Raw genomic sequence first — 23,158 nt, 5'->3', positions numbered from 1 at the left:
CGACACCGGACCATGCCCGGGGGTCGTCGGTACTCCAGGGACCGTAGAGCCCGACATGGAGGGCCACGAGTGAGTCAACTCCTCGGTCAGGTGGTCGGCGTAGGGTCCATCCTAGGTCGGACAGGGCCGGGTACGCTGAAGCGAGTTCCTCGCGGATGCTCCCATGCGGGGGAGCGTCGAGGAATCGTTCTCCATCCGCGATGCCATTCGGGAGGCGCCCGTGTACACCCGTTGCCTGGTCCTCACCTCCGGTCGGGCAGCGGACGGCCCTTACGGGATTGATCGGCTCAGCCAGTTCGGCTACGACCTCATGGAAGTCGAGCCGGCACGGACGCGTGTTCACCGGAAGCTCCGCGATGTCGTGGAGCACCGCTCCGGTCGGCCGATGGACAAGACTCTCCGGTCTGTCCGCAAAGCATGGCGCTCGGACCTGGTGCTCGCCTTCCTGGAAAAAGAGGCGCTCTCCGCCTCCTGGGCTAAGCGTCGAGGGATGATGCCCTACGCCGGAAGGCCACTCGTCATGATCGCGTGCTGGCTGGCAGATGAGCTCCAACGGATGTCCCCTGCGCAGCGAACAGCCGTGGTCACTTCTTACAGCGGGGTGGATCTGATTCTCGTCCTGTCACGGAACCAGGTGGAGATCCTGGTGGAGGCGGGGTTCGATGCGGCGCGAATCGAGGCCGTCACCTTCGGCTACGACCCTGGACAGTTCCCGGTGTCCAATGATGCTCGTAGGTACGGGATCGTCTCCGTGGGGGCCGACCGCGGGAGGGACTTCGGCACCTTGATCGCCGCGATGAACGGCTCGGGGTTGTCTTTGGACCTGTACACCGGCGGAGGGCACGTCCAGCGCGAGACGCTGCCGCCCGAGGTGAAGTTCCACGGAAGGGTGCCGTTCGCGGAATATCGGCAACTGATGGCGACGGCCTCGGTAGTGACGATCCCGACTCACGTCCAGGCCTATCCCACCGGTCAGACCGTGGCGCTTGAGGCTGCAGGAACCGGGGCCTGTCTCGTCCTCACCGACACCCCGGCCATGCGGGAGTACTTCACGGACGAGACAGCAGTGTTCGTCCAGCCCGGCGACGTCGAAGGCTGGCGTGATGCGCTGACCACACTGGATGCGGATCCGGTCAGACGCCGTCAGCTGGGCCGCAACGCCGCAGCGCTCGTCTCCGAGCGGTTCACCTACGACGAGATGTGGTGTCAGGTCGACGCGGCCATACGACGGCGGGGATGGGCGCGTCCCGGCACGGGCGCCGCCGCCTAGGCACACGCCGGGGTGGGCGGGGGAGGCCACGTGCCTGCATCCGGGGTCACGGACCGGTGGGGCCCCACCCGCCAGGTATGTCATCGATCCGACGCCAGTGGTGGCGGAGCTGGGTGGCCATGCCTCCGTCCTGAGCGCGCGAGAAGAACCAGGGCGCGGTCACCTCCCGACCAGGGTGGGCGACGTCGCCGATGTATCCGCCCCAATAGGAAAAAGTCGAATTCGGCAGGACCAATCGGCGCGCGTGGATCAGATGTCGAAGATCGTGAGCGACGTCGCCGTCCTGGTAGAGCGTCGTGGCGATCGGGTCAAGGACGCCAGAAAGGTGTTCGCGGCACCATGTCATGCCGTCCGAGATGACGATGATTCGATCGGGACGGCCACCATCGGCAACAGACGCCGCGACAGCGGCCCGGACGTACTCCCTCTGATTCATCCCGTACTCAGCGTTGTATTCGGGAACCGAGTAGTAGTCACCCCGACGGACGTTCACAACTATCGAGTCATCGATGCCGGGGACGTCTTCGGTGAGCGGGCTTCCATGGAGCAGTAGATCTTCGATGAACTGCGCGTCTGGCTCGGGATCGGTGAACTCATTGCGGGGCGCGTCCTGCTGGCCGGACCACGGCATGACCCGCTGATCCGTGAACCGCACCTCCTCGGGGGTGATGAACAATCCCTCGCGAAGGTCCGGGAACAGCCCGACCGTCTTCTCATGCTTTGGATGCAGGAGCACCCGACGCCCAGCGTCGCGATCGTCGTAGGCCCACTTGCCCATGTACAGCAGGTTGCCGAGGTTCATCCAGTCGGGCACCCACGCGACGGGGCGTCCGTGACGGACCAGGCGCAAGACGGAGGACTTTGCGTGCCGGAGCATGTTCACAGTCCGAATGCTATCGAGCCGGCGTCCAAGTGACCTGCGAAACCCGCGTCGGCGGCTGGCATGTCTACCCGTGCACAGGCGCGTTCATCCAAGACAGCCCATCAGACGAAAAACCTTCGGGCAACCTAGCTGTCGATGGCCCTTGCGGATGGCTGCTGCGACGCAACTTTTCAAGATGGCTTCGGCCAGGCAAACGTACCTCTGCGCGAGGTGGTCCGCCGAATGCTCTTCCCTCATTGCGGCCCGGAGGTTCCTGGCAGGGTCATATTCAGTCCGAAGAACCCTGGCCACGTGCTGCGGTGTCGGCCACGTGCCGGCCACATGTCCTCCGAAGTTGGGCCTCCGCAGTTAGGAGAGATTCTCTTCAGTCGCCATTCCACGGAAGCCCTTATAGTCAAAGCAGAGCACATTGCGTCCCCCGCCAGCGCCTCCACGGTGACCCGCGCGATGCCACGACGAAGTCTGCCCATTGGTATACCTGCTGGGGATCGGCCACTGCAGTCTTATTGCCGACGACGCGGAGTCCCAACCCTGCCAGCGTGCACGCTGCTTCGATGATCTCCCCGCGCTGTCCCCTGGCGATTGGACACGAATGCGACACGGCGCGGCAGTTCGGGCAGTGCCGTCCCAGAGACAGAGACGTAGGCATCTGCACCGAGAACGGGGATCTCCTCGTCAGGGATGACGCCGTGGCTCGTGAAGATCCGCTTTTCGATCCGTGCGTGCCGCAGAGCCTGCATGCTCGTCCAGTGGTTGATCAGCCCAATGTCGTACCTGGCACCGGCGTCAAACGGCGCTATCGCGTTTTCTATGCCGTCGCCCGAGTAGAGGTGTACCTCGTGGTCTCGTGAGAGGGGGGCGGTGCATCTGGCGGATCCAGGCTTGGGTACCGCCGGGGTAGGCCATGCCGCCGTTGGCGAGGAGGATGCGAAGGCGCATGGGTCGGGGCTTAAGCGAGCCGATTGCCCGCCGCAGGTCGCCCTGGACACGATATTGAACGGACCACTCAGTATCCTGTCATCATGCGCATCCTCGTCACCGGCGGCGCCGGGTTCATCGGCTCGAACTTCGTCCATCACGTCGTGCGCGAGACCCGGCACGACGTCGTCGTCCTGGACAAGCTCACCTACGCCGGCAACCGGGAGAACCTCGCCGGCCTGCCCGAGGGTCGCGTCACTCTCGAGGTGGGGGACATCTGCGACGCGGCCCTGGTGGACCGCCTGGTCGCCGAGTCGGACGCCGTCGTGCACTACGCGGCGGAGTCCCACAATGACAATTCGCTGAACGATCCCTCCCCGTTCATCCAGACGAACATCGTCGGAACCTTCGTCCTCCTGGAAGCGGTCCGCAAGCACGGCAAGCGCTTCCACCACGTGTCCACGGACGAGGTCTACGGCGACCTCGAGCTCGACGACCCGGCGAAGTTCACCGAGACCACCCCGTACAACCCCTCCAGCCCCTACTCGGCCTCGAAGGCCGGCTCGGACCACCTGGTGCGCGCGTGGGTCCGCTCCTTCGGAGTGCAGGCCACGCTGAGCAACTGCTCCAACAACTACGGGCCGTACCAGCACATCGAGAAGTTCATCCCGCGCCAGATCACCAACCTGATCGACGGCGTCCGCCCCCGCCTCTACGGCCAGGGCGTCAACGTCCGGGACTGGATCCACACAGAGGACCACTCCTCGGCCGTGCTGCGCATCCTCGAACGCGGCGAGATCGGTCGCACGTACCTGATCGGCTCGGACGGCGAGAGGAGCAACAAGGAGATCGTGGAGATCCTCCTCGAGCTCTTCGACCGCCCCGCGGACGACTACGACCTCGTGGCCGACCGCCCCGGCCACGACCTGCGCTACGCGATCGACAACACCGCGCTGCGCACCGAGCTCGGCTGGGAGCCGCAGTTCACGGACATCCGGGCCGGCCTGGCGGACACCGTCCGCTGGTACCGCGACAACGAGGCCTGGTGGCGCCCGGCCAAGGACGCCGTCGAGGCGAAGTACCGTGCCTTCGGTCAGTGAGGAGGCACCGCTGATGCAGATCACCGAGACCGCCATCCCCGGCCTGCTCGTCCTCGACCTCGACGTCCACGGGGACAACCGCGGCTGGTTCAAGGAGAACTGGCAGGGGGAGAAGATCCGCGCCCTCGCCGCCGAGCACCCCCGCCTGGCCTCGCTCGCCCCGGTGCAGAACAACATCTCCTTCAACGACGCCGTCGGCACCACCCGCGGCATCCACGCCGAGCCGTGGGACAAGTACGTGGCCGTCGCCCACGGCCGGATCTTCGGCGCCTGGGTGGACCTGCGCGAAGGGCCGTCCTTCGGCGCCGTCGCCACCGTGGAGCTCGGCCCGGAGAAGGCCGTCTTCGTGCCGCGCGGGGTGGGCAACTCCTACCAGACGCTCGAGCCGGACACCGCCTACACCTACCTGGTGAACGACCACTGGTCCGCCGACGCGCAGGGCCAGTACACGTTCCTCAACCTCGCGGACCCGACGGCGGCCATCGCCTGGCCCATCCCGCTCGAGGACGCCGAGCTCTCGGACAAGGACCGCGCCCACCCGATGCTCGCGGACGTCACCCCCATGCCGCCCGCGCCGATCCTCGTGCTCGGCGCCGGCGGGCAGCTCGGCCGCGCCCTCGTGGCCCGGGCCGAGGCGGCGGGCATCCCGGTGCAGGCCCACGGCCGGGACACCTGGGACATGACCGACCCGGCCTCATGGCCGCGGGAGCACTTCCGCGGCCTGCGCGCCGTGGTCAACGCGTCCGCCATGACCGCGGTGGACGCTGCCGAGACGCCCGAGGGCCGGGCCCAGGCCTGGGCCGTCAACGCGACCGCCGTCGCCGAGCTCGCCCGCCGCTGCGCCGAGGCCGGCGTCCCCCTGGCCCACGTCTCCACGGACTACGTGTTCGACGGCACCCTCCCCGTGGGGCAGGAGCACCCGGTGGACCACCCGCTCGCGCCACTGGGCGTCTACGGCCAGTCGAAGGCCGCCGGTGAGGCCGCGGTGCGCACCGTGCCGCGGCACTGGATCGTCCGCACCTCCTGGGTGATCGGGGAGGGGAAGAACTTCGTGGCCACCATGGCCTCCCTCGCCGAGCGCGGGATCGACCCGGCCGTCGTCGCCGACCAGCACGGCCGCCTCACCTTCGCCGACGACCTCGCCGACGCCCTGCTGCACCTGGTCACCACGGACGTGCCCACGGGCACGTTCCACATGACCAACAGTGGCGACGTGGTCACCTGGCACGACGTCGCCCGGTGGGTCTTCGAGGACACCGGCCACGACGCCGGGCGCGTCTCCGCCACGACCACCGCGGCGTACCTGGCCGGCAAGGAGGGCGTGGCCCCGCGGCCGACCAACAGCGCCCTCGACCTCGGGCCCCTGGCCGCCGTCGGCTACACCGCCCCGGACCAGCGTGGACGCCTGCGAGACCACCTGTCCTGAGCCGGTGATATCCTGTCCGGGTTGCCCAGGCGAGGGAGTGCACGCTCCGTGATCGACGAGGCCGCCGCGTCCGCGTGAGCCCAGCTCCGCGCGCGGCTCTCCAGACCCTTCCTGGCCACACCCGCCGCCCCGCCCGGGGAGGCGGCCGAGCACCAGAGGAGGACGAGAATGTCTGACGAGTTCAAGATCAAGGTCATCCGCCGCACCGACTTCGGCAAGGGCGCCGCCCGCCAGGCCCGCCGCGCCGGCATGATCCCCGCGGTCGTCTACGGCCATGGCGCCGACCCCATCCACCTGCTGCTGCCGGCCCAGGAGACCACCCTGGCCGTCCGCAACCCCAACGCCCTGATGCACGTGGTGAACGAGGCCGGCGAGGACCACATGGTGCTCCCCAAGGAGATCCAGCGCCACCCGCTGAAGCAGACCGTCGAGCACCTGGACCTGATCGAGGTCCGCCGCGGCGAGAAGGTCGTCGTGGACGTCCCGGTCGAGGTGGAGGGCGAGCTGTCCACCGAGGTGGACACCACCTATGTGCTGGACTACGCCACCGTGCCGGTCGAGGCCGAGGCCACCCACCTGCCCGAGTCGGTCACCATCTCCATCGAGGGCCGCGAGCCGGGCCAGCACGTGTACGCCACCGACGTGCAGCTGCCCGCCGGTGTCGTCCTGCAGCTCGAGGACGACATCGTCATCGCCACCGTCTCCGAGGTCGTGGAGCAGGACCTGGGCGACACCTCCACCCAGGAGGAGCAGGCCGCCGAGGGCGAGGAGACCGAGGCCGCCGAGGGCGAGGGCTCCGGCGAGGCCGCCGAGTCCGACGCCGAGGGCTCCGAGGACTGATCGGCCATGGCGGGGACCACGCTCGTCGTCGGGCTCGGGAATCCCGGGCCCGAGTACGAGCGCACCCGCCACAACATCGGCCAGATGGTGGTGGGTGAGCTCGCCTCCCGCATGGGGGGCGGGTTCACCCGCCACAAGGCCGGCGCCGTGGTGGCCACCGGCCGGCTCGGCATCGGCGGGCCCCGCGTGGTCCTGGCGATGTCCACGGGGTACATGAACACCTCCGGGCGCCCGGTCTCCGCCCTGGCGAAGTTCTACGACGTCGGCCCGGAGGACCTCGTGGTGGTCCACGACGAGCTGGACATCCCCTTCGACACCCTGCGGCTCAAGCGCGGCGGGGGAGAGGGCGGCCACAACGGGCTCAAGTCCATCACCGCGTCCCTGGGGACCAAGGACTACTTCCGCGTGCGCGCCGGCATCGGCCGCCCGCCCGGCCGCATGGACGTGGCCGACTTCGTGCTCAAGCCGTTCACCAAGGCCGAGCAGGACTTGCTGCCCCTCCACGTGGACCGCGCCGCGGACGCCGTGGAGGCCCTCGTGACCGACGGCCTCGAGGCCGCCCAGCAGCGGTTCAACTCCTGACGTTGCCCCGGGGCGGCCTCGCGGGCCCGCCGCTCCCGGCGGGAGGTCGGCGGGCCCGCGTCGGTGGTGCCCGGCAGGGTCAGGCCCGGCCCCCGCGCTCGATCCAGGCGGACACCTCGCGGCCGGCGCGGGCCACGACCTTGCCCACCATCGGCTCGGCCTTCTGGGCGACCTTGGAGCCCACCAGCGGGATCTTCACCTGCAGGTCGCCGTCCACGGCGTACTCCGTGCCGGCGGGCACGGCGGCCAGGCGCAGGGTCCCCTCCGCGGTGGCCTTCGCGGCGGGCACGGTGATGGTGGTGGTGCCGGTGCGGGAGCCGTCCGTGGCGGCGGCCGACCAGCGCTCGACCTGCTCGATCCGGGCGTTGCCGCCCACGATCTTGCGGGCCATCTCCGGCAGGCGGTCCGTGGGGCCCTGCCGGACGATGGTGAGGGTCACCTCGCCGTCGCCCTCACCGGTGCGGGTGAAGCTGACGAGGGAGCCGCCGAGGGACTCGGCCACGGAGCGGTGGAAGTCCTCGGAGAAGAGGGCCTCGGCCACGGCGGCCGGGGGGTGCGGGATGGTCTGCTGGGCGCTGAAGGCCATGGTCACTCCTGAGGGGGACGGGCGGCGCGGCGCAGGCTCGCGACGCGCCGTGCCGGCGGGCGGTGCCGGGTGTCAGGGGGTGACGGGGCCCGCCCGGGGGCACGGATCCCCAGCCTATATGCTGGACGGTGGCCCGCCGCCGGGCCGTGCCGCGGCGTCGCCGCCCCTGTCCCCGCCGGCCCGGGGCGCCGCCCGCTGTCCGCTTCCGAAAGGCGCGTGAACCATGTCCGCTCTCTGGGCCGTGGCCCTGATCATGCTCCTCAGCGGCGCCGCGAAGCTGCGCTCCCGCGAGGACGTGGGGGCCGTCTTCACCCGCCTGAAGGTGCCCCGTGCGCTGGCCGCGCCGTGGCTCGCTCGGGCGTTCCCCTGGCTCGAGCTGCTGCTCGGCCTGGCCCTCCTGCTGCCCTTCCCGGCGCTGCGCCCGCTCGTGGGGGCCGCCGCGGTGGCCCTGTTCACGGCGTTCCTGGTGCTCGTGGTGCGCGCCAAGGACGACGGCGTCTCGTGCGGGTGCTTCGGCGAGGCCTCGGCGGCCCCGATCTCCCGCTGGACGATCGTGCGCAACGTGCTCTTCCTCGCCCTGGCCGTGCTCGCCCTGGTCGAGGGGATCGTCTCCTTCCTCACGCACGACGCCGTGGCCTGGGTCCCGCTGACCGCGTTCGGCTCCGGCGCGTGGGCGTGGGCGCTCCTGGTGGCCCTGCTGCTGGCCGCGGCCGCGTTCCTCGTGGGGCGCGAGTCGGTGCCGCCGGCGGACGACCCCGACCCGTTCGACGCCGGTGCGCCCGCCGCCGCGACGGCCCCCGTGGCGGGTGCGCCCGCCGCCCCGGAGGGCGGTGACGAGCCCGAGCGTCGTCCGTTCCCCGCCGCCGTGGTGGTCTCGGACTCCTCGTACCGGTCCCTCCACGACGTCGTGGCCGAGGGTGCCGTGGTGGCCCTGCGCCTCTCGCCCGGCTGCGGCTCGTGCTCCTCCGTGATCGCGCAGCTGCCCGACTACGTGGACCGGCTCGGTCCGGTCCGGCCCCGCGTGCTGGTGCCCCGCTACGGCACCGCCGCGGAGCATGCCCCGCACCTGGGGCAGATCCCCGCGGAGCTGGTGCTGGAGGACCCCGGGGCGGGGGCGTGCCAGGGACTCGGCCTGAGCTCCTTCCCCAGCGCCGTCCTGCTCGGCACGGACCGCCTCACCGCCGGCGGCCCGGTCTTCGGCGCGGACGCCGTCCTGGAGTTCCTCGACGAGATCGCCGAGATCATGGCCGCCGAGCTCCCCGCCGCGCAGACCGATCACGACCATGGAGGACACCGCCCGTGAGCGCTCCCGCCCCCGCCCCCGCGACCGCCGAGGGGACGGTGCCCGTGCTCGCGCCGCTGCTGCCCGTGGTGGCCCGCGACCACGCCCTCGAGGCGGCCGCCGCCTCCGCCGGCCGCGCGCTGACCGCCCGCGGCGCCGAGCTAGAGGTGGGCCTGCCGGACGGCGCCCGCGCTCCGCTGTTCGCCCTGCTCGCGGACGCGGTGTCCACCGGTCACGGGCCGGGCGCCGCGGTGCTCGCGGTGACCGCCACCTCGCGCGAGGCCGAGGACCTGCTGGCCGACCTCGCCGCCTGGACGGACCCGGACCGGGTGGCCCTGTTCCCCTCGTGGGAGACCCTGCCGCACGAGCGCCTCTCGCCGCGCTCGGACACCGTGGGCGCCCGCCTGGCCGTGCTGCGCCGCCTGGCGCACCCGGGCGAGGAGGGGCGGGCGCCGCTGCGCGTCGTCGTCGCCCCCGTGCGCTCCGTGCTGCAGCCGATGGTCGCGGGCCTGGGCGAGCTGGCGCCCGTGCGGCTGGCGGTGGGGGAGGAGCGCGACTTCGACGCCGTGGTCCAGGCCCTGGCCGACGCCGCCTATGCCCGCGTGGACATGGTGTCCCGGCGCGGGGAGTTCGCGGTGCGCGGCGGGCTGATCGACGTGTTCCCGCCCACCGCCGCCCACCCCGTGCGCATCGAGTTCTTCGGGGACGAGGTGGAGCAGATGCGCTGGTTCTCCGTGGCGGACCAGCGCTCCCTGCAGGACACCACCGAGGACGGCACCGGCCACCCCACCGAGCTGTACGCGCCGCCGTGCCGGGAGCTGCTGCTGAGCGACTCCGTGCGCGAGCGCGCCCGCGCCCTGGCCGCCCGTCTGCCGGGCGCGGCGGACATGCTCGAGCGCCTCGCCGAGGGCGTGGCCGTGGAGGGCATGGAGTCCCTCTCCCCGCTGCTCGCGGACGGCATGACCTCGCTGGTGGAGCTGCTCCCCGAGGGGTCGCTGACGGTCCTCGTGGAGCCCGAGCGGATCCGCCACCGCGCGGACGACCTGCTCACCACCAACCAGGAGTTCCTGGCCGCCGCGTGGGCCGGCGCCGCTCAGGGCGCGGATGCCCCCGTGGACCTCGGCGCCGAGGACCAGTCCGCCGCGGGCGGCTTCCTCACCCTCACCGAGCTGCGGGAGGCCGCGCTCCAGCGCGGCCAGGGCCACTGGTCCACCACCGCGCTCTCCCCGGACGACGAGCTCCTCCCCGACGCCGCCACCCTGCGTTCCGGGCTGGGCTCGCCCACCACCTTCGGCGGCGACATGGACGCGATGGTCCGCTTCACCCGCGGCCGGCTCGAGGACGGCTGGTCCGTGGTGCTGCTGACGGACGGGCCCGGCTCGGCCCGCCGCCTCGCCGAGCTCCACGCCGACGCCGGCCTCACCGCCTCCGTCCTGACCGGCCCCGTGGACGCGGACCCGGCGCCGGGCCGGGTGCGCGTGGCGACCGCCGCCGTCGGGACCGGGTTCGTGGACCCCGCGCAGAAGCTGGCCGTGGTCACCGAGCAGGACCTGTTCGGCCGGCACCGCACCGCGGGCACCCGCGCGGCCGGGGCGCCGCTGGCCCGCAAGCGGCGCAACGCCGTGGACCCGCTGGCCCTGCAGCCGGGGGACCACGTGGTGCACTCCCAGCACGGGATCGCCCGGTTCGTGGAGCTGCAGCGCCGCCCCGTGGCCGGCGGCCCCCGCCGACGCCCGGGCGAGGAGGAGTCCTACCGCGAGTACCTGGTGCTCGAGTACGCACCGTCCAAGCGCGGCGCTCCCGGGGACCGGCTGTTCGTGCCCACGGACCAGCTGGACCTGATCTCGCAGTACGTGGGCGGGGAGAGCCCCGTGCTGTCCAAGATGGGCGGCTCGGACTGGGCGCAGACCAAGTCCAAGGCCAAGCGCGCCACCAAGGAGATCGCCGGCGAGCTCATCCGCCTCTACTCCGCCCGCATGGCCTCGCGGGGCCACTCCTTCGCCCCGGACACCCCCTGGCAGGCCGAGCTGGAGGAGGCCTTCCCGTACATCGAGACCCCGGACCAGCTGACCACCATCGAGGAGGTCAAGAGGGACATGGAGGCCACCGTCCCCATGGACCGCCTGGTCTCCGGGGACGTGGGCTTCGGCAAGACCGAGGTGGCCGTCCGCGCCGCGTTCAAGGCCGTGCAGGACGGCAAGCAGGTAGCGGTCCTGGTCCCGACGACGCTGCTCGCCCGCCAGCACCACCAGACCTTCACGGACCGGTTCGCCGGCTTCCCCGTGACCGTGGCCGCGCTCTCCCGCTTCCAGACCGTCAAGGAGTCCAAGGAGGTCGTCGAGGGCCTGGCCTCCGGCGAGGTGGACGTGATCGTCGGCACCCATCGCCTGCTCTCCCAGGAGGTCCAGTTCAAGGACCTGGGCCTCGTGATCGTGGACGAGGAGCAGCGCTTCGGCGTGGAGCACAAGGAGGCGCTGAAGAAGATGCGCACCAACGTGGACGTGCTCGCCATGTCCGCCACGCCCATCCCGCGCACCCTGGAGATGTCCCTCACCGGCATCCGCGAGACCTCCACGCTGGCCACCGCGCCCGAGGAGCGCCACCCCGTGCTCACCTCCGTGGGCCCGTACACGGACCAGCAGGTCACCGCCGCCATCCGCCGCGAGCTCATGCGCGAGGGCCAGGTGTTCTACGTGCACAACCGCGTGACCACCATCGACAAGGTGGCCAAGCGCATCGCCGAGCTGGTGCCGGAGGCGCGGATCGCCGTCGCCCACGGCAAGATGGGCGAGGCCCGGCTCGAGCAGATCATGGTGGACTTCTGGGAGCGGCGCTTCGACGTGCTGGTGTCCACCACCATCATCGAGACCGGCCTGGACATCGCCAACGCGAACACCCTGATCGTGGAGGACGCGCACCGCTACGGCCTGTCCCAGCTGCACCAGCTGCGCGGCCGCGTGGGCCGCGGACGCGAGCGCGCCTACGCCTACTTCCTCTACGACCCGCAGAGGCCCCTGGGCGAGGTGGCCATGGAGCGGCTCAAGGCCGTGGCCCAGCACAACGAGCTCGGCGCGGGTCTGCAGCTGGCCATGAAGGACCTCGAGATCCGCGGCGCCGGCAACCTGCTCGGCGGCGAGCAGTCCGGGCACATCGCCGGCGTGGGCTTCGACCTGTACCTGCGCATGGTGGGCGAGGCCGTGGCCGACTTCAAGGGCGAGGAGGACACCGCGCCCGCCGAGGTCAAGGTGGAGCTGCCCGTCAACGCCCACCTGCCGCACGACTACGTGCCGGGGGAGCGGCTGCGCCTGGAGATGTACCGGGCCCTGGCCACGGCCGTGGACGACGCCGCCGTGGACGCCGTGGTGGAGGAGATGCAGGACCGCTACGGGCCGCTGCCGGAGCCGGTGCAGGCCCTCGTGGCCGTGGCCCGGTTCCGCAACCGCGCCCGCGCGGCCGGGGTCACGGAGGTCATGCTGCTGGGGCAGAACGTGAAGTTCGGCCCTGCTGACGACCTGCCGGAGTCCCGCCAGATGCGCCTGCAGCGCATGTACAAGGGCGCCCAGGTCAAGCCGGCGCTCAACGCCGTGCTCATCCCGCGGCCCAAGACCAAGCCGGTCATGGGCCAGGATCTCGTGGACGCCCCGCTGCTCGCGTGGGCGGACCAGGTGGTGCAGGCGATCTTCGCGCCGGAGGGCTGAGACAGGTCAGGCCGTCGTCATGCGGACGAGGACGCCGTGCGCCTCGAGCATCTCGAGGAACGCGTGGACGTCGGCCGCGACGTCGGCGGGGGCGAGGCCGAACGCCTCCGCCACCTGGACCGTGACGTCCGTCGTCGACAGCGGCGCCGGTGGATCCGCGACCAGGTCGTCCTCCGGCGTGCGGCCGCCCACGAGGATGTCCCAGATCACGTCGCCCGAGGCGCTCAACAGCAGCGGCTGACCGGCCTCGAGCGTCATGACGGCGGCCTGGCCGCCGGCGGTGCGGGCCCACGCGATGTCGGGGGCGAGGGCCCAGCCCTCGGTGGTCTCAACGGTCACGGCGCACCGCCTTCGTCCAGGCCCAGCCGGCGAGTGCGCCGAGCCGGGCGCGCTGCTCGCGCCACAGGTCCGCGCGCGTGACAGGCCGGCCCAGGCGCATCTGCAGATGGGGGCGGTTGACCGGGATCGTGCGGGCCACGAGGACGGCCCGCTCCCGCGCCGTGGCGGTCGACTGCCACCGGGTGCGGAACAGCTCGAGACCGCTCTGGCTCTCGTGCAGCGCCGCGAAGAGGGTCAGCTGCCGGGTGTCGACGCCGTCGGCGGCCTCGCCCGTGGCGACGTGCCAGGCCGCGCCCGCGTCCAGCCGGTGGGCTTCCTCGCGCAGGGCTGCCCAGCTCTCGGCGGGGAGGGACTCCCGGATGTGCCGGACGTCGTGCGCGCCGCGATACGGGTCGCGGGCCGCGTGGACGATCACGACGAGCCGCTGATGGCGCGGGCTCGGCACCGGAACGGGCCGGCCGGCGATCACGAGGTGGACGTGCTCGCTCCACAGGGCGTCGAAGGCCGCCTCGGGGGACGCGCCGAGGCCGGGGAAGAGCCGATGCACGTCCACATATCCCAGCTGGTCGTGCCAGAGCGTGGCCGCGTGCTGGAAGATCGACCCCTCCGAGAAGGTGGCGACCGGTTCCCAGCCGTGGGAGCGCAGGAGTGCGATGACGGCGGCGGCATCGGCCGGATGGACCAGCAGGTCCACGTCCGAACTGCGGCGGTGCTCGGGGTAGACGCCGGGCTCGGTGGCATAGCCCTTGAGGTGCAGGCCCCGGATGCCGGCTCGGTCCAGCAGATGCGTGATGCGGGCGTGGGCGAGGCGGACGCGGACCTCGAGGTCCAGGGACGGCGGGGCGGCCGGTCGCGGTCCCGTCGCTCGTTCGCCCATGGCCGCGAGCTTAGTCGACCGAAAGAAGACCCTGTTGTCGACTGTGCTTGATACATTGTTGGGCGAGGGTGAACTTCGGGTGAATTCACGGACCGGTGGCATGAGATCCGCATGGCCCCGGGGGCCATGTCGCGGCGCGCCCGCCAGGAATGTTCGAGAGGGCTGGCAATGAGCTCTGCGGCCCGTCTACACTCACCTGGAGAGTTCCACAGCCGATGCTCACCGAGTAAGCCGCGGTGCTCCGTCCACTCGCGTGACCCCGTTCGGGCGCGAAAGCCACATCTCGACTCGAAACGAGTGAAGCCATGCAGAAGAACACCTCCACCCTCTCCCGTCGCAAGGTGACCGCCGGCATCGCGTGGTCCGTGCCCGCCGTGGCCGCCGTGGCCGCCGCCCCCTTCGCCGCGGCCTCGCCCACCGGCTGCGTCTCGGCCGTGCCGGGCACCGCGGTCAAGTTCCCCGGTGGCAGTGGCCCCGACGGCATCAAGCACGGCTACGGCTTCGAGGTGACGATCACCAACGACTCCCCGATCGCTGTGTACGTCAACCCCGGCACCGTGACCGTTGACTTCGAGAAGAGCAAGGATAAGAAAGGCGAGGCCCGCCTCTACGACAAGAATCCCGCCTGCAAGGACGCGGTGCGCCTCAAGGCGATGGACGAGGAGCTGCTCCTGCAGCCGGGTGAGTCCAAGACCTACTACTACGTGGTCAACATCACCGGCAACTCCGCCAAGGAGGCCGGTTGCGTCCTGGCCAAGCTGGCGCTCGCGCTGACCCCTACCGCTCCCGAGGGTGCGGACCTGTGCAACGACGGCGTCGTCGACCTGAAGCAGTGCTTCGGCACCACGCCGCCGGACGCCGGCTGCTGATCCTCAGTTCCCGATGACGAAGGGCCCCGCCGTCACACGGCGGGGCCCCTTCGTCTGTACGCCCGGCGCGGACGCTCAGCCGCGTCGTTCCTCGGCGACGGTGCTGCCCCGGGCCTCGGCTGCCGCGTCCGTGCCGGCGCCGTCGAGCGGAGCCTCCGCCTTCCGCGATTCTGCGGGGGCGCGGTAGTAGGCGTGGTACTCGTCTTCATGGGATCCGAGACCGCCGCCGTAGTAGTCGCTCCCCACGCCCGAGGCGGGGACGCCGTTGAGCACCACACCGAGCACGCGGGCGTGCACCCGGGCCAGCATGTCCCTCGCCACCTCCACGTGCTCCTTGCGCGTCGTGCCGTGGCGCACCACCAGGATGGTGCCGTCCACCGCGTTGGCCAGCAGCGTGGAGTCCGTCACCGGCAGCACCGGCGGGGCGTCCACCAGGATCATGTGCGTCTCCGAGAGGGCCTCGAGGAGCTCCCTCATCCGGGACGAGCCGAGCTGCTCGGACGGGTTCGGGGGCGTGCGCCCGGCCGGCAGCAGCACGAGGCCGTCCTCGAGGGTGATCAGGGCGTCCGCGAGGAACACGTCCCCGCTGAGCACCTCGGAGAGCCCCACGCGGCCGTCCACGCCGAACTGGCCGGCCTGGCGCGGGCGGCGGAGGTCGGCGTCGATCAGGATGACCGGCTGACCCGAGGCCGCGACAGCCTGGGCCAGACTGCCGATCACGGTGGACTTGCCCTCGCCCGGGTTGGAGCTGGTCACCATGACCACGCGGGGCGGATCATCCACCGCCGCGAAACGCAGGTTGGTGCGCAGCTGGCGCACGGCCTCCGCGGCGCGCGGGGACGGATCCCCAAGCCGGTCGGTGCGCTCGGCGGTCATCGTCTTGTCCTGCGGGATGGCCCCGAGCAGGCCGGCGCCGGAGGCCTGGGTGGCATCCGTGGTGGTGCGCACGTTCACGTCCAGGAGGCGCCGCAGGAAGGCTGCGGCGAGGGCGGCCAGGAGCCCGATGGACCCGCCGATCAGAGCGTTGCGCAGGTGGTCCGGGCTGGAGGGCGCCTGCGGGGGCAGGGCGTCCTCCATGGCCGTGACCTTGACATTGGATGCGGGGTCCAGCCCGTTGGCCACGTCAGCGGTGGCCACCAGGGCCGTGTTGGCCAGGGCGGCGGCCTGCTGGGCGTCCGGGGCGATCGCCGAGACCGTGATGAGGTTCGAGCCGGGGACCAGGGCGGCGCTGAGGCTCGCGCCGGCGGTGTCCACCCCGCCCTGGGAGATGCGCTCACGCACGGTGCGGCTGTTGATCAGCGGGACATAGGACTGCGCCCGGGTCTGCGCCGTCTCCGTGCCGGAGATGCTCGCCTCCCCCTGGACTGTCACGAACCCCGTGGAGGTGGCCGTGTACAGCGTGGGCTGCAGCAGGGAGTAGACAAGGCCGGCCACCACGCCGAGGACGATCCCGCCCAGCAGGAGCAGCTTGTTGTTGCGCAGCACGCGCAGGAAGTCGAGGAGGTTCATGGGATCCCTGAAGTCGGGGGACGGACGCTGACTGCACTCTATCGGTCAGGGCACAGGAACGGGTCTCCACTAGGCTGGACACAGCCCGGTGTCCGTCCGCCGCGGCGCCGCCGTCAGGAGGGAGCACACCATGGCCAGGAGCCTCTCCGGCCCGCGCGTCGAGGACCCCCGCTACCGGGAGGTGATGGCCGAGCGCACCAATCACGCCCACGAGCTCTCCCGCGGGGTCTCTGCGTGGAGCACGGGGGCCCTCGAACGGCACCCCCTGCGGCTGCCCGAGCTCGTGCTGGGCTTCCTGCTGGCCCTGGAGGTCTACCCCCTGCCGCTCGGCCCGTTCTCCGTGCCGGTCAACGAGGCCGCCATGATGACGCTGCTGGGGCTGGCGATCCTCCGCCGCAGCGCGCGGGACACCTCCCGCCTGGGGGTGACGGCACTGCTGGCCGGTGGGGTGCTCCTGTACCTGGCCGGCCTCTCCCTGGCCCAGGGCATCCCGGACGCCGACTGGCTCCGCCGACTGGTGCGCATGGCCGCCCTCACCGCGCTGGTGGGGTGCTTCGCGGGCCGACGCCTGTCCTTGCGCTCCGTGCTGGTGGGGCTGCTGACCGCCATGGCGGTGAATGTGCCCCTGTTCTACCTGGGCCTGGTGCCCGCCCCCTACGGGGGCTTCCTCACCGGCTTCCTCGCGGACAAGAACGTGGCCGGCCTGTACTACGCCGCCATCCCCGTGCTGGCGCTGCCCTACATCCGCACGCCCCAGCGGCGGCTCCTGGTGCTCCTCGCGGCGGCGGTGTGCCTCTTCCTCACCGGCTCCCGCACGTCCATGGCGGCCTTCGCGTGCGCCGTGGTGTGGGTCTGGCTGACCCCGCGGCTGGGTCCGGTCCTGCGCATCGGACTCCTCCTGGCCCTCGGCTGGGCCGTGGCGTACGCGGAGGACAACCTCGCCCGCATCGGGATCTTCTCAGACCGGGATGGCACCGACTGGTTCCGCGGCCGCATCCATGACGCCACCGCCCTCAAGGTGGAGGGCACCCCCTGGACGGGCCGCGGCCTGACGGAGGCCCATGTGACCCTCGACGAGGACGGCAGCTCGTGGCTCTTCCACAACTCGTACGCGGGCCTCTACGTGGAGGGCGGGGCCATCCTCTTCGGCGCCATGCTGCTGGCCTACGCGGTGTATGGCCTGCGCCTGACCAGCGGCCGGCTGCGCACCCCGCCGCGCGTGGCCGTGGAGGCGGCCGCCGTGGTCGTGCTGGTGACCGCCACCCAGCTGGGCGAGGTGTTCGTGACGATCCCCAGCATGTTGATCCTGGCGGCGGGCGTCGGACTGGCCCTCACCGAGGCGGAGACGGCGGCCGAGGAGCAGATCACGGACCGCCGCCGGGAGCAGATCCTGGAGCAGGCCCGGGCCCGCTTCGCCTGAGCGGCAGGCCTGGGCTCCGGCGCCTCACCGCCGCGTGAGCGCCCGCTCCACGGCCTCCACCGCGGCGTCCAACGCGGGGTTCAGGGCCGCGACCATGGCCGCATACCCGGCGGCCGGCCCGCGGAACGGGTCGGGCAGGTCCGCGGCCCGGTCCCGCAGCCGGCTCCGGGAGGCCTGCCCCCGGGCGAGCGCGTCCGCCAGCGCGCCGGGGCCTCCGCCCGGGGCCACGGCCTGGAGCTCGGCGAACAGCGCCCCGGCCCGCAGGAACGTGGCCGAGCGGCGCAGCGCGGCCGGAGCCTCCCGGACCACGGCGTCGCGGTGGGCCTCCGTGGCGGTGAGCACCAGGTCCTGGCCCTCCAGCACGCGCGCGGTGAGCAGCCGCGGCCGGTGCGCCTCCAGCGCCCCGCGCAGCGCCGCGTCCCCGCCGGCCAGGTCCAGCAGCTCGCGCGGCACCGAGAGCGCCTGGTTCGGGCCGGTGCCCGCGCTCGTCACCGCCGCCCCACCGGTCCCGAGGCGCTGGTCCAGGCGGGCCTGCAGCACGTGCTGGGCCCAGGCGGAGCGACAGATGTTGCCCGTGCACACGGTGAGGATGCGGATCCCGCCGGGGGCGCCGTCGCTGTCGTCGGTGCGCGGGGTGGGAGAGGCCTCCGGCGCGGCGAAGGGCGAGCGCAGCGGGGGACGGGAGAACCAGGTCATGGGCGGGCTCCTGCGGTGGACGGGCTGAGCGGGTGCCACTGCTGCGGCACGCCCGCCAGCGGACGGGACAGGGGGGTGGCCAGCAGGGCCAGGCCCACGGCCCAGCTCAGGCCGAGGGCCACCGTGAACTTCACCAGGTCGTCCTCCACGCCCAGGCGCATGACCTCCATGAGCACGAGGCCGTGGAGGAGCACCACCACGGTGCCGGTGCGGGTCAGGGCGGTGATGCCCGAGCGGAGGGCGTGTCCCGTGCCGGTGCGCCGGGCCAGCGTGCGCAGCTGGCGCTCTACGAACGCCCCGAACACCAGCACCATGCCCGCGGACATCACCACCCCCACCACGGGGGTGAGCAGGAACGTGCCGAACCCGCCGAACTTGATGTTGTGCGGCGGCAGGCCCAGCCGGACGGCCAGCATCCCCGCCAGGACCAGCGTGGTGCCCAGCACCGCCCGGTGCCGGCGCAGTCGGGGCACCACGTGGCGGCGGAAGGACTCCCCGCAGAGGACGTAGAACAGGCACGGCAGGGCCAGGCCCACGCCGAGCGGTGTGCGGGCCAGCCCCGACTCGGGGATCACGTGGGCGAGCACCAGACCCGTCAGGGCCACGGCCCATGCGATCCAGGAGGGCAGGTGCTCCAGCAGGCGCCGCAGCACGGTGACGAAGAACAGCACGGAGATGAACCAGAACGCCCACCATGGCGGGGGCTGGTCCGCGCCGCCGTACCAGCCGGCGGCCAGCAGGGAGCGCAGGTGCTCGCCGTCGAGCTGGTCCCGCCGGTTCCACTGCAGCACCACCGCGCTCATCAGCACGGACCACAGGAGGTAGGGGACCAGCAGGGCGCGGAAGCGGGCGCTCACGTCCGGGAGGACCGGGCGGCGCCGCGTCCAGAACCAGCCGGTGAGGAAGAAGAACAGCGGCATCCGCCAGATCTCGAGGTACGCGTTGAACCGCAGGTCCGCGAGGTAGGCGTGGCCCAACACCACGGCGGCGATGGACACCAGACGAAGGGCGTCCACTCCGGTGTTGCGAGTGGACGCCCTTCGCCGTGCGGCGCTCGGCCGCGGTGCGCCCGCGGGGCGCGGGGCTGTCGAGACGCTCAGTGGTGCAGGCGACCGGCCGCGTGGGAGGAGCCCACCTCGACCGGGTGCTGGGTGTGGATGGCCACGGTGTCCACGGTGTCGCTGCGGCCCAGGACGGCCTTCGGCAGTGCCATGGCCAGCGTGGCGAGCGTCATGGCGATCAGTCCGGGGAGCCACACGTTGTCGAAGGTCCACCAGCCCATGGCGTAGATCGCGCCCACGAGGGACGCGAAGGCCACCAGCCAGGCGATCAGGGAGCCCCACACGCCACCGTGGTTCGAGTGGTCGATGGCCTTGCCGTTGCGGATCACGTCAATCTCCTCTGTGCGGGATGTGCCCGGCGGTGCGAGCCGGCGTCAGTCGTCTCCCAGGATAGCAAGGGCGGAGCTGGCGCCGATGCGGGTGGCGCCGGCCTGGATCATGGTCAGCGCGTCCTGCCGGCTGCGCACCCCGCCGGAGGCCTTCACGCCGATCTCCGGGCCCACCGTGGCGCGCATCAGGGCCACGTGCTCGGCGGTGGCGCCGGCGGTGGAGAAGCCGGTGGAGGTCTTCACGAAGTCCGCGCCCGCGGCCACGGCGGCCTCGCAGGCCAGGACGATCGCGTCGTCGTCCAGCAGGGCCGTCTCCACGATCACCTTGACCAGGGCGCCGCCCTCGCCGGTCGGGCCCGAGGCGTGCGCGGCCTGGACCACGGCGTCGATGTCCTCCTCGAGGCGGGCGCGGTCCCCGGCGCGGGCCGCGGCGATGTCGATGACCATGTCCACCTCGTCCGCGCCGTCCGCGATGGCCTGGGTGGTCTCGAACGCCTTCACGGCCGAGGAGCTCGCCCCGAGCGGGAAGCCGATCACGGTGCAGGTCAGCACGTCCGAGCCCTCGAGGGCCGTGTGCACCTCGCGCACCCAGCGCGGGTTCACGCACACGCTCTTGACCTGGGCCTCGCGCGCCTCGGCGACGACGTTGAGGATGTCCTCGCGGGAGGCCTCCGGCCTGAGGAGGGTGTGGTCGATGTAGCGGGCGAGCTCGGCGGTGGACAGCTGCGGTGCGGAGTCGGTCATGCGCTCCAGCCTAGTGGGCCGGGCGGCGTCGGGACCCCGGTCTCAGCCGGCGACGAGCGCGGCCACCTCCGCCTCCAGGCGCGCCAGGCGCTCGGCGGCCACGGCCGGGTCCGCGTCCCGGGTGCCCAGGTAGCACTTGAGCTTGGGCTCGGTGCCGGAGGGCCGGACCAGCACGCGCGTCCCGGAGTCGGTGGCGAACAGCAGCGCGTCCGTGGCCGGCAGCGCGGCGGAGCCGGCGGCCAGGTCACGGCGCACGGTCACCGGCTCCCCGGCCAGGGTGGCCGGGCCGGCGGCCCGCAGGGCGGCCATGGTGTCCGTGATGATCGACAGGTCCGCCACGCGCACGGCCACCTGCGCGCTGGGCATGGCGCCCGTGACGGCGTCCGCGTCCGCGAGGGCGTCCAGCAGGGTGCGGCCCTGCGCGGCCAGGCGCGCGGCGAGCTCGGCCGCGGCCAGCGCCGCCGTCATCCCGTCCTTGTCCCGCACCAGGTCCGGGGCCACGCAGTACCCCAGGGCCTCCTCGTACCCGAAGCCCAGGTGCGGGGCGCGCGAGATCCACTTGAAGCCGGTGAGCGTGACGTGGTGCTCGACGCCGGCCGCCTCCGCCAGTGCCGCCAGCTGCGGGGCGGAGACCACGGAGTTGGCCGCGGAGCGGCCCTGCGCGGCCAGCCGGGGCAGCAGGTGCGCGCCGAGCAGCGTGCCCACCGCGTCCCCGGAGAGCATGCGCCAGACGGGCGCGGCGGCGTCGTTGGGGGAGGGGGCGGGCACGGCCAGGGCGAGGCGGTCGGCGTCGGGGTCGTTGGCGATCACCAGGTCCGCGCGGACCCGCGCGGCGAGGGCCAGGGCCAGGTCGATCGCGCCCGGCTCCTCCGGGTTGGGGAAAGCCACCGTGGGGAACGCCGGGTCCGGCTCGGCCTGCTCGGGGACCACGTGCACGTCCGTGAAGCCGGCCGCGGCGAGCAGCCCCGGCAGGACCTCCCCGCCCACCCCGTGCAGGGGGGTGTAGACGATCCGCAGGTCGCGGGCGGGGTCGGCCTCGTCGTCGAGCACGGACAGGGCCGCCTCGCGGTAGGCGTCCACGAGGTCCTCCCCGGCGGTCTCCCAGCCGTCCTCGGCCATCGGGACGTCCGCGACCCAGTCCGTGTGGCGGATCTGCGCGGCGATCTGCGCGTCCGCAGGGGAGACGATCTGCGCACCGCGCCCGGCCTCGTCCGTCATCCGGCCGCCGAGGTAGACCTTGTAGCCGTTGTCCGCCGGCGGGTTGTGGGACGCGGTGACCATGACGCCGGCATCCGCGTGCAGATGCCGCACCGCGAAGGCCAGCACGGGCGTGGGCAGCGGGCGGGGCAGGAGCACGACCTGCGCACCCGCGGCGGTGAGCACGGCGGCGGTGTCCCGGGCGAAGTCGGCGGATCCGCGGCGGGCGTCGTAGCCCACCGCCACGAGCGGGGCCGCGGCGTCCGCGCCCAGCTCCGCCCACAGGTGACGGCCCAGGCCCGCGGCGGTGCGGCGCACCACCAGCCGGTTCATGCGGGACTCGCCGGGCCCCTCCTCCGCGCGCAGCCCGGCCGTGCCGAACGCCAGCGGGCCGGCGAACCGGGACGCCAGCGACGCGCGGGCCGCCTCCGCCGCCGGGCCCTCGCCGCCGGCGGCGGCCAGCTCCGCGTCCAGCACGGCGCGGTGGGCGGGGTCCGGGTCCTCGCGGGACCACCGCCGCGCGAGGTCCAGCACCTGCGGGTCGAGGGCGGGGGTCGGGCTCATGGGACTGCTCCTGGGACGGGGGCGGGCGCGGGGAGGGGGCGGCGGGGCGGCGGCGACGTCGTGCGGGGGTGCCCGGCGTCGTCGTCGGCCGTGGTCAGAGGCGGGCGATGACGTCCGCGAGGACGCGCGAGATGCGGGGCCCGGCGGCCTGGCCGGCCTCCACGACCTCCTGGTGGGACAGCGGCGTCTCCTGGATGCCGGCGCCGTGGTTGGTCACCAGGGACATGCCGAAGACCTCGAGGCCGGCGTGGCGGGCGGCGATCGCGTCCAGGGCCGTGGACATGCCCACGAGGTCGCCGCCGAGGGCCTTGGCCATGCGCACCTCGGCGGGCGTCTCGTACTGCGGACCGGAGAACTGCACGTACACGCCCTCGGTGAGGGAGGGGTCGATCTCGCGGGCGATGTCCCGGATGCGCGGGGAGTACAGGTCCGTGAGGTCCACGAACGTGGCACCGACCAGGGGAGTCGCGCCGGTGAGGTTGAGGTGGTCGGCGATCAGCACGGGGGTGCCCGGGGCGATCTCCGGGTCCAGCCCGCCGCAGCCGTTGGTCAGCACCACGGTGCGCGCGCCCGCCGCGGCGGCGGTGCGGACCGTGTGCGCCACGGCCTGGGCGTCCCGGGACTCGTAGAAGTGGGTGCGGGAGCCGAACACCAGGGCGCGCGTGCCGTCCGGCAGCTCCACGGAGCGGATGACGGCGTTGTGGCCGGGGACCTTCGGGGCGTGGAAGCCCGGCACGTCCGCCAAATCCACGCGGGCCCGCTCGGTGCCGATCAGCTCCGCCGCCTCGCCCCAGCCGGAGCCCAGCACGACGGCGATCCGGTGCTCCGCCGCGCCCGTCGCCTCCGCGAGCACGGCGGCGGCGTCGCGGGCCTCCGCGAAGCCGGGATGGTCCCCGCGCAGGGGGGAGGAGTCGGCGTCGGACGCGGTCACGGGGGTGCTCTGCTCGTTCACGGCGCCAGTCTAGGCG

General features: G+C 72.6%; 20 protein-coding genes. 9 read left to right on the top strand and 11 right to left on the bottom strand.

Annotation, left to right across the window (positions count from 1 at the left end):
- Positions 1 to 163 precede the first annotated feature (163 nt).
- On the top strand, positions 164 to 1,270 hold the full coding sequence (locus tag BJ976_RS08255; protein WP_135029026.1) for a glycosyltransferase family 4 protein: 1,107 nt from the start codon (positions 164 to 166) through the stop codon (positions 1,268 to 1,270).
- 46 nt (positions 1,271 to 1,316) lie between these two features.
- On the opposite strand, the gene BJ976_RS08250 is transcribed toward BJ976_RS08255, so the two are convergent.
- Positions 1,317 to 2,147, bottom strand: a complete 831-nt coding sequence (locus BJ976_RS08250; RefSeq protein WP_239286754.1) for an alpha-1,2-fucosyltransferase — start codon at positions 2,145 to 2,147, stop codon at positions 1,317 to 1,319.
- A gap of 1,028 nt (positions 2,148 to 3,175) precedes the next feature.
- Between BJ976_RS08250 and rfbB the strand changes: the two genes are divergently transcribed.
- From rfbB to pth, 4 genes are all read left to right on the top strand, one after another.
- Complete coding sequence (gene rfbB, locus BJ976_RS08245) at positions 3,176 to 4,171, top strand: dTDP-glucose 4,6-dehydratase (protein ID WP_135029032.1); 996 nt, start codon at positions 3,176 to 3,178, stop codon at positions 4,169 to 4,171.
- Positions 4,172 to 4,184: 13 nt separating this feature from the next.
- A complete protein-coding gene (locus BJ976_RS08240) occupies positions 4,185 to 5,597 on the top strand; it encodes a sugar nucleotide-binding protein (protein WP_135029034.1) in 1,413 nt (470 codons plus the stop codon).
- Between the two features lie 168 nt (positions 5,598 to 5,765).
- Positions 5,766 to 6,437 carry a 50S ribosomal protein L25/general stress protein Ctc gene (locus BJ976_RS08235; protein ID WP_135029036.1) on the top strand — a complete coding sequence of 224 codons (672 nt, stop codon included), beginning with the start codon at positions 5,766 to 5,768 and terminating at the stop codon, positions 6,435 to 6,437.
- 6 nt (positions 6,438 to 6,443) lie between these two features.
- Positions 6,444 to 7,019 carry an aminoacyl-tRNA hydrolase gene (pth, locus tag BJ976_RS08230; RefSeq protein WP_135029038.1) on the top strand — a complete coding sequence of 192 codons (576 nt, stop codon included), beginning with the start codon at positions 6,444 to 6,446 and terminating at the stop codon, positions 7,017 to 7,019.
- Positions 7,020 to 7,098: 79 nt separating this feature from the next.
- On the opposite strand, the gene BJ976_RS08225 is transcribed toward pth, so the two are convergent.
- A complete protein-coding gene (locus tag BJ976_RS08225) occupies positions 7,099 to 7,605 on the bottom strand; it encodes a DUF2505 domain-containing protein (RefSeq protein ID WP_135029041.1) in 507 nt (168 codons plus the stop codon).
- A 223-nt stretch (positions 7,606 to 7,828) separates the two neighbouring features.
- On the opposite strand from BJ976_RS08225, the gene BJ976_RS08220 reads away from it, so the two are divergent.
- Together BJ976_RS08220 and mfd are read left to right on the top strand one after the other, a co-directional pair.
- Positions 7,829 to 8,908 (top strand): MauE/DoxX family redox-associated membrane protein, encoded by a 1,080-nt coding sequence (locus BJ976_RS08220; protein WP_135029043.1) that lies wholly within the window; start codon positions 7,829 to 7,831, stop codon positions 8,906 to 8,908.
- Positions 8,905 to 12,585, top strand: coding sequence for a transcription-repair coupling factor (gene mfd, locus BJ976_RS08215; protein WP_135029045.1), 3,681 nt, complete (start codon positions 8,905 to 8,907; stop codon positions 12,583 to 12,585). The genes BJ976_RS08220 and mfd overlap by 4 nt, the downstream gene beginning before the upstream one ends.
- A 6-nt stretch (positions 12,586 to 12,591) precedes the next feature.
- Here the strand turns inward: mfd and BJ976_RS08210 are convergent, their stop codons facing one another.
- Entirely contained in the window at positions 12,592 to 12,924 is a 333-nt protein-coding gene (locus BJ976_RS08210; protein ID WP_135029048.1) for a PqqD family protein, read from the bottom strand.
- Complete coding sequence (locus BJ976_RS08205) at positions 12,914 to 13,801, bottom strand: nucleotidyltransferase family protein (RefSeq protein WP_135029050.1); 888 nt, start codon at positions 13,799 to 13,801, stop codon at positions 12,914 to 12,916. The genes BJ976_RS08210 and BJ976_RS08205 overlap by 11 nt, the downstream gene beginning before the upstream one ends.
- Positions 13,802 to 14,106: 305 nt before the next feature.
- Between BJ976_RS08205 and BJ976_RS08200 the strand changes: the two genes are divergently transcribed.
- Positions 14,107 to 14,670 carry a hypothetical protein gene (locus tag BJ976_RS08200; protein WP_135029052.1) on the top strand — a complete coding sequence of 188 codons (564 nt, stop codon included), beginning with the start codon at positions 14,107 to 14,109 and terminating at the stop codon, positions 14,668 to 14,670.
- A gap of 75 nt (positions 14,671 to 14,745) precedes the next feature.
- Here the strand turns inward: BJ976_RS08200 and BJ976_RS08195 are convergent, their stop codons facing one another.
- On the bottom strand, positions 14,746 to 16,179 hold the full coding sequence (locus BJ976_RS08195; protein WP_135029054.1) for a tyrosine-protein kinase domain-containing protein: 1,434 nt from the start codon (positions 16,177 to 16,179) through the stop codon (positions 14,746 to 14,748).
- Positions 16,180 to 16,309: 130 nt separating this feature from the next.
- On the opposite strand from BJ976_RS08195, the gene BJ976_RS08190 reads away from it, so the two are divergent.
- A complete protein-coding gene (locus BJ976_RS08190; protein ID WP_135029057.1) occupies positions 16,310 to 17,599 on the top strand; it encodes an O-antigen ligase family protein in 1,290 nt (429 codons plus the stop codon).
- Between the two features lie 24 nt (positions 17,600 to 17,623).
- On the opposite strand, the gene BJ976_RS08185 is transcribed toward BJ976_RS08190, so the two are convergent.
- The 6 genes from BJ976_RS08185 to BJ976_RS08160 form a co-directional block, all read right to left on the bottom strand.
- Entirely contained in the window at positions 17,624 to 18,295 is a 672-nt protein-coding gene (locus BJ976_RS08185) for an arsenate-mycothiol transferase ArsC (RefSeq protein WP_135029058.1), read from the bottom strand.
- A complete protein-coding gene (locus BJ976_RS08180; RefSeq protein ID WP_135029060.1) occupies positions 18,292 to 19,311 on the bottom strand; it encodes an acyltransferase family protein in 1,020 nt (339 codons plus the stop codon). The genes BJ976_RS08185 and BJ976_RS08180 overlap by 4 nt, the downstream gene beginning before the upstream one ends.
- Before the next feature lie 80 nt (positions 19,312 to 19,391).
- Positions 19,392 to 19,685, bottom strand: a complete 294-nt coding sequence (locus BJ976_RS08175) for a hypothetical protein (protein ID WP_135029062.1) — start codon at positions 19,683 to 19,685, stop codon at positions 19,392 to 19,394.
- Positions 19,686 to 19,730: 45 nt separating this feature from the next.
- Positions 19,731 to 20,429, bottom strand: a complete 699-nt coding sequence (deoC, locus tag BJ976_RS08170) for a deoxyribose-phosphate aldolase (RefSeq protein WP_135029064.1) — start codon at positions 20,427 to 20,429, stop codon at positions 19,731 to 19,733.
- A 42-nt stretch (positions 20,430 to 20,471) separates the two neighbouring features.
- A complete protein-coding gene (locus BJ976_RS08165; protein ID WP_135029066.1) occupies positions 20,472 to 22,190 on the bottom strand; it encodes a phospho-sugar mutase in 1,719 nt (572 codons plus the stop codon).
- A 94-nt stretch (positions 22,191 to 22,284) separates the two neighbouring features.
- Positions 22,285 to 23,121, bottom strand: coding sequence for a purine-nucleoside phosphorylase (locus BJ976_RS08160; RefSeq protein ID WP_184231904.1), 837 nt, complete (start codon positions 23,119 to 23,121; stop codon positions 22,285 to 22,287).
- Between the last annotated feature and the right edge of the window lie 37 nt (positions 23,122 to 23,158).

Source organism: Micrococcus flavus (genome assembly GCF_014204815.1).
Classification (GTDB): domain Bacteria; phylum Actinomycetota; class Actinomycetes; order Actinomycetales; family Micrococcaceae; genus Micrococcus; species Micrococcus flavus.
Note: the sequence above shows the minus strand (reverse complement) of the source record. Positions and strands in the feature narration are given on the sequence as shown.

Bases quoted from the DNA above. Each gene is read 5' to 3' on its own strand.
- BJ976_RS08255 (WP_135029026.1), top strand. From the start codon at position 164: ATGCGGGGGAGCGTCGAGGAATCGTTCTCCATCCGCGATGCCATTCGG.
- BJ976_RS08250 (WP_239286754.1), bottom strand. From the start codon at position 2,147: ATGCTCCGGCACGCAAAGTCCTCCGTCTTGCGCCTGGTCCGTCACGGA.
- rfbB (WP_135029032.1), top strand. From the start codon at position 3,176: ATGCGCATCCTCGTCACCGGCGGCGCCGGGTTCATCGGCTCGAACTTC.
- BJ976_RS08240 (WP_135029034.1), top strand. From the start codon at position 4,185: ATGCAGATCACCGAGACCGCCATCCCCGGCCTGCTCGTCCTCGACCTC.
- BJ976_RS08235 (WP_135029036.1), top strand. From the start codon at position 5,766: ATGTCTGACGAGTTCAAGATCAAGGTCATCCGCCGCACCGACTTCGGC.
- pth (WP_135029038.1), top strand. From the start codon at position 6,444: ATGGCGGGGACCACGCTCGTCGTCGGGCTCGGGAATCCCGGGCCCGAG.
- BJ976_RS08225 (WP_135029041.1), bottom strand. From the start codon at position 7,605: ATGGCCTTCAGCGCCCAGCAGACCATCCCGCACCCCCCGGCCGCCGTG.
- BJ976_RS08220 (WP_135029043.1), top strand. From the start codon at position 7,829: ATGTCCGCTCTCTGGGCCGTGGCCCTGATCATGCTCCTCAGCGGCGCC.
- BJ976_RS08205 (WP_135029050.1), bottom strand. From the start codon at position 13,801: ATGGGCGAACGAGCGACGGGACCGCGACCGGCCGCCCCGCCGTCCCTG.
- BJ976_RS08200 (WP_135029052.1), top strand. From the start codon at position 14,107: ATGCAGAAGAACACCTCCACCCTCTCCCGTCGCAAGGTGACCGCCGGC.
- BJ976_RS08195 (WP_135029054.1), bottom strand. From the start codon at position 16,179: ATGAACCTCCTCGACTTCCTGCGCGTGCTGCGCAACAACAAGCTGCTC.
- BJ976_RS08190 (WP_135029057.1), top strand. From the start codon at position 16,310: ATGGCCAGGAGCCTCTCCGGCCCGCGCGTCGAGGACCCCCGCTACCGG.
- BJ976_RS08185 (WP_135029058.1), bottom strand. From the start codon at position 18,295: ATGACCTGGTTCTCCCGTCCCCCGCTGCGCTCGCCCTTCGCCGCGCCG.
- deoC (WP_135029064.1), bottom strand. From the start codon at position 20,429: ATGACCGACTCCGCACCGCAGCTGTCCACCGCCGAGCTCGCCCGCTAC.
- BJ976_RS08165 (WP_135029066.1), bottom strand. From the start codon at position 22,190: ATGAGCCCGACCCCCGCCCTCGACCCGCAGGTGCTGGACCTCGCGCGG.